Source organism: Aurantimonas aggregata (genome assembly GCF_010500835.1).
GTDB classification, from domain to species: Bacteria; Pseudomonadota; Alphaproteobacteria; order Rhizobiales; family Rhizobiaceae; genus Aurantimonas; species Aurantimonas aggregata.
Map to the genome: position 1 here is coordinate 1 of NZ_JAAAMJ010000066.1, position 1945 is coordinate 1945.

The window sequence follows — 1945 nt, forward strand, 5'->3', positions numbered from 1 at the left end:
GAAGCGGGGTGATCGTGGTATCGTCTCTCATGGCGTATCGCTCCTTCGGGAGGTTCTGGCAGGCTTCAGCACCCGCCACGATACGCCGCCTTCTCAGGCCCCATCACCCATTTTCAGCCATAGCTCAACTGCGCGCGGACGATGCTTATGAAACCTCATTGACCCGATCGGTCGGCGACTCCAAGTTTGCCAAACAACGCTCCCTCCTTCTTGAAGAAGCCGACCTCACAGCGTTCAACTTCACGTATCGATTTCCGCAAGGCGATCAGGAAATAGCAGTTCGCGTTGATCCCTCCCGCCTGCCGCCGAGCAATATTCATGTGGTAATTGGACGAAATGGTGTTGGAAAGACGACTCTTCTGACCTCGCTCAGCTCGCTGTTGCGCAACGGCCGTGACAGACGCCTAGGCAGATTACGCTTCGGCAACAATCCGGATGCGGCCCCAAAGGATCAGTTCGCCAATCTGATTACAATTGCCTTCAGCGCCTTCGACAGCTTCGAGCCGCCTGCGCGATCGACGAGCGGGCGGCTTAGGAGCCGGAAGGCTGGCACCCGTAGCGGCATCGACTACACCTATGTCGGACTGAAGAAGCGCGTCCGCGTTGGTGAGGAACGCGCGACCGGCAACAAGAGCGAAGCCGATCTCCAGAATGATTTTGTCGAAAGCACACTTCAGTGCCTCCGCAGCGCCAGTCGGCCACGATGGCAAGCAGCAATGCGCATCCTTGAAGCAGACCCGCTCTTTGCCAGCCTAGGCCTGTCGCAGCTACCTGAGCTCGATGCGGATACGATTGAAGAGCACGCTGGCGAGATTTTTAGGACTGCCAGCTCAGGGCACAAGATTGTTCTGCTCACCCTGACCCGCCTTGCCGAACTGGTTAGCGAGCGTACCTTGGTTCTAATCGATGAGCCGGAAGCGCATCTACACCCGCCATTGGTAATGGCCTTGGTTCGTGCAATCTCCGACTTGCTCGCAATGCGCAACGGAGTCGCGATTCTCGCGACCCATTCTCCGGTCGTTGTCCAGGAGGTGCCCGCCAGCTGCGTCAGTTTGCTGTTTCGGGCTGGGAATGCGGTGAGCGTCGAACGGCCGCAGATTGAAACCTTCGCGGAAAATCTTGGCACGCTGACCCGAGAAATATTCCGAGTCGAGGTGACTGAAAGCGGTCATCACGCCCTGATAGCCGGCGTCGCGGAGGAGGTAGAATCGCTTGATGACGTGCTCGGGAGGTTCAACGATCATGTCGGCGCCGAAGGGCGTGCCCTCGCCCGCGCCATGCTGCGGTCCGCGCGCTGATGCTTGCGGTGCAATGCCCGCACGATGATGCAGGGGTGGTCTTTGCCGCCTGTGTCGATCGCACCAGGGATTGGCAGCTCCGCACCGACCTGTTGGCGCAACGTCCGCACGTCGAGGCCCGTGCAGCTCTCTACCTTCAGCAGGCCGAATTAGGTGCGTTGTGCGATCTTGCAACGGAGGAAGCAGTTGACATCGACCCGGCCGAGCTGAGCGGATTGTACGGGCGCGTTATGGTCAAGGGCGGCGAGCGCGCTCGCTATCTCAAGCTCAGAGGAGCATCGCGCTACAATCGCTGTCCGTCCTGCGGGCAACGCGACGTGAAGACGGTGGATCACTATCTTTCGAAGAATGCTTATCCCGAGCTGGCTGTCTTTCCAGCAAATCTCGTTCCATGCTGCTTCGAGTGTAATCACGCGAAACTGGACTATCGTGCCGAGTTTGCCGGGGAGCAGCTATTCCATCCCTACTTTGACGACTGGAGCGGCTTTCGATTGGTTCGCGCAACCATCGATGTCGGCGCTCGCGTAATACCAACGTGCGCGATAGCTGACTCTGTAGGGGTTCCCAAGGCGGGCGAAGTCTGAATCGATGGAGGCAAACGGAGGTTTGCCATGGCTTCAGCGATCCCGCTTCGTTCCGATTTCAAC

2 protein-coding genes are annotated in these 1945 nt (G+C 58.7%); both read left to right on the forward strand.

Annotation, left to right across the window (positions count from 1 at the left end; genetic code table 11):
• Positions 1-1298, forward strand: a 1298-nt coding sequence (locus GTW51_RS23230) for an AAA family ATPase (RefSeq protein WP_203566286.1), incomplete at its 5' end; no start/stop codon positions are given.
• Positions 1299-1333: 35 nt separating this feature from the next.
• Positions 1334-1882, forward strand: coding sequence for a hypothetical protein (locus GTW51_RS23235; RefSeq protein ID WP_163046390.1), 549 nt, complete (start codon positions 1334-1336; stop codon positions 1880-1882).
• Positions 1883-1945 lie beyond the last annotated feature (63 nt).